This is a genomic window from Helicobacter marmotae, assembly GCF_003364255.1.
Lineage (GTDB): Bacteria > Campylobacterota > Campylobacteria > Campylobacterales > Helicobacteraceae > Helicobacter_C > Helicobacter_C marmotae.
In genome coordinates, this window is sequence record NZ_NXLR01000039.1 from 1 (window position 1) to 3,809 (window position 3,809).

Here is a 3,809-nt window from a genome sequence, read left to right on the forward strand (position 1 = left end):
TCCCGCCACTATTATTGGTAAAATTAGTAATCGTCCCTGCAGGAGTGCCTCCTGTTCCACCTACTCCACCTCCTCCTGTTTGCGTATTGCCATTATTAAAGGTTGTTATCATTCCGCCATTAGTGGCATTAGTAATCGTGCCGGTATTATTCAGGGTAGTTATAGTGGAAGTTGCATTATTAGCTAAAGTGCTAAGAATCGCATTGGTGTTATTATTGAGTGCATTTATAGTAGAGTTGTTGTTATTAGTTAAAGTGGTAATTTCTCCTGTATTATCTAAAGTAGTCATCGTGGCATTGGTATTAGTAATACTCGTAATTTCTCCACTTCTTTGATTGGTGAGGGTAGTAAATGTGCCATTGTTATTAAGCGTTTCTAGTTTTGCATTAGCCATATTGGTTAGAGTTGTTATCGTGCTCCCACTCTTATTCTCTAATGTATCTATAGAGGCATTAGCCATATTAGAAATAGCGCTAATGACCCCACTCTCAGTATTTTCTATGGTGGTTATATCTCCACTATTATTAATGCTACTTAGTGTTGCTTGGGCATTCTTTAAAGTAGTGATTTCTCCATTGGTGTTATTAGTAATACCATTAGTTATGGTGCCCCTATTTTCTAAAGTAGTGATTTTATAATCATTGTTAATATCTTGCATAGTGCCACTACTTTGGTTAGTAAGTTTAGTAATTACCCCTGTAGTGGCATTATTTAAAGAGGCAGTGAAACTGCCAGTGTTAGTTAAAGTATTGATATTTCCATTATTGCTAAAGGTAGTGGCTATAGTGCCAGAGTTAGTTAATGTGGTAATGGTAGCACTTGCCTGATTTTGCAAGGTGGTGAGTGTGCCTATATTTTCTAATGTGGTAATGGTGTGTTTATTCTCTAGGCTTGTAATGGTAGAGTTAGCTTGATTCTCTACTTTATTTATGCTGCCATTTGTTTCATTGGTGAGTGTAGTAATGGTAGCGCTATCTTTATTAATAAGGCTTTGTGTGATATTACCAGAATTAGTGATGGTAGAGAGATTTGCACTTGCACCAGTATTAGTAAGGGTAGTGATAGTCGCATTTGCTTGATTGGTTAGTCCTTGCGTGATAGAGCCTGAATTAGTAAGGGTAGTGATGTTGTGTTGATTCGTTAGGCTGGCTATAGAGCCAGCACTCTGATTGTCTAGCTTAGTAATAGTGCCCATATTACTTAGAGTTGTGGTTATGGTGCCATTATTAGTTAGGGTTTGGATAATGGCATTAGCATTACTATTATTTAATGTGGTTATGGTGGCGTTGCTTTCATTCTCTAAGGTGGTAATAGTCCCTGTGTTACTTAGGCTTGTAATGCTCCCGCTCGTTTTATTCTCTAACGTAGTAATGCTGCCATTATTAGTTAAGCTTGTAGTGATGTTTCCACTATTTTCTAGTGTAGTAATGGTGGCGTTTTGTTGGTTGGTAAGGGTGGTGAGTGTAGCGTTAGCTTGATTGTCTATTTTGCTAATACTTGCGCCATTTTGATTGGTTAGCCTACTTATGGTGGCATTAGCGCTATTAGTAATGTTTTGAATAGTGGCACTTGTTTCATTAGTTAAGGCGGTGAGTGTGCCAGCGTTATTAATAGTCTCAATTTGAGCATTGGTTTTATTATCAAGTGTAATTATGGTTGAATTGGCTTTATTTTCTATGGTGTCAATATTGCCATTGGCATTATTAGTGAGAGTAGTAAGTGTAGCACTATTATCATTATTTAAGGTAGTGATTTCTCCTGTGTTTTCTAAAGAAGTAAGATTGGCTTGATTATTTAAGGTAGTGATTTTTGCACTTGCTTCATTGGTAATGCCTTGAGTTATGGTGCCACTATTAGTTAAAGTAGTGATATTGCCAGAGGCTTTATTGGTTAGCTTTTGATTGATAGTGCCTTGGTTATTTAAATTTTCTATCATAGATTCATTATTTAAGTTAGCAAGAATCCCTCCTGTTTGGTTATTAAATGTAGTTATGCTGCCTTTATTAGTCAAGTCATTAGTAATGGTGCCTTGGTTATTCAGGCTAGTAATCATAGAGTTAGCTTGTGTGGTAAGGGTAGTAATGGTAGCGTTTTGTTGATTATTAAGGGTGGTAATAGAGCCTGTATTATCTAAAGTGCTAATGGTGCCACTATTATGGATGCTATTTAGGGTCTTTTGATTATTGAGGGTAGTTATGCTGCCTGCTTGTTGGTTATTTATTGTTGTGAGTGTACCTTTGTTTTCTAAGGTAGCAATACTTGCTTGGTTAGAGAGACTAGTAATACTTGTGCTTTCTTCTAGGGTGAGATTATTGAGATTAGCTGCAGTGTTGTTATTGAGGGTAGTAATACTCCCTGCAGAGCTTAGGGTGAGGGTAGTAATGGTGGAATTATTATCTAAGGTCTTAAGTGTGCCATTACTTTGCTTGAGTGTGGCGATAGTGCCAGAGTTAGTAATACTATCTAGGGCATTTTGATTATCTAAAGTGGTGATAGTGGCGTTTTGTTGATTAATAATGCCATTAGTGATAGTGCCTTGATTGGTTAAGTTGGTGATAGTCTTGCTATTAGTGAGTGCATCTAATGTGCCACTGCTATTATTACTAAAGGTATTTATCGTGCCCAGATTATCCATTAAGCTTGTAATGGTGCCACTATTACTAAAGCTTTGTATTGTAGCATCTGCTCGGTTATTGAGACTTGTAATGGTGCTACCTACTTTATTTTCTAATGTGGTAATGGTAGCATTAGCAGTATTATTAAGGGTAGTTATGGTGCTTTCATTACTTAAGCTACTTATCGTGCTTTGATTAGTTAGAGTAGCCACACTGCCTTTATTTTCTAAAGTCATTGTGCCCCCAGTGTTGTTATTTAAAGTATTTATGATAGCTCCACTCTCATTCTCTAATTTGCTTAAGGTAGCGGCATTATTTAAAGTAGTGATAGTATTACTATTTTTAATGCTCATACTGCCTCTAGTGTTATTACTTAGGGTAGTTATCGTGCCTTGGTTTTGAATAGTGTTTGTAATCGTGCCGCTATTAGTTAGGGTATTAATAGTGCCTCCAGTGTTGTTGTTAATAGAAGTAATCGTGCCGCCAAATTGATTAGTGATACTCATATTACCATTAGCGTTGTTATTTATCGTCTCTACTTTGGAGCTTGCTTGATTTTCTAAGAGGGCTATGTTTTTAGAATTTGATATAGATGTTATCGTAGCGGAATTTAGGATTTTATTTATCTGTTCAGAATTTTCGATTGAGGCGAGTTGTGTGGAATTGTTTAAGTCTCCTATGGTGGAGCTGGTGCCTGCTACATTCTTTATCCCACCAGTGATATTGCCATTTAAATAGAGTGTGCCAATGTAATTGCTATTGATAATATCCCCCATAATTGTGGCGGCATTAGAGCCGCCATTGTGAATCGCAACGATATACACCCCATAGTTATACCAATTGCCTTGAATTTGCCCATTATTGTGTGTGCTGGTATTAAACATCTGCACAAAAGAGGTAGATGGGTTGATTAAAGGAGTAGCTAAGGTAGGAGAGTAAAGCAAGGATGAGCATATAAAAGAGGGAAGTAATAAGCCTTTAGCCTTTAGCATACGCTCCTCCTTGTATTGGAGTGTGTGGGGTTATTATGCGGGGTAAGTTTCCCCTGCGTGTGGCTAAGTCTATTCCCCATAAGGACATAAAGTTTGTTATTCCTAGAGTTTGCAAAAGCCGAAGAATCTCTTTTGGAATTACTAGAAACTCTGCCACTATTGTCATTCTGAACCCCTGCAAGGGGTGAAGAATCTCTGTGGG

General features: G+C 37.4%; 2 protein-coding genes. Both read right to left on the reverse strand.

Annotation, left to right across the window (positions count from 1 at the left end; all coding sequences use genetic code 11):
- A partial coding sequence (locus CQA63_RS09165) for a beta strand repeat-containing protein (protein WP_147288783.1) occupies positions 1-3,607 on the reverse strand: 3,607 nt, incomplete at its 3' end.
- On the reverse strand, positions 3,601-3,809 hold a 209-nt coding region (locus CQA63_RS09975), incomplete at its 5' end, for a hypothetical protein (protein ID WP_170128399.1). The genes CQA63_RS09165 and CQA63_RS09975, both read right to left, overlap by 7 nt.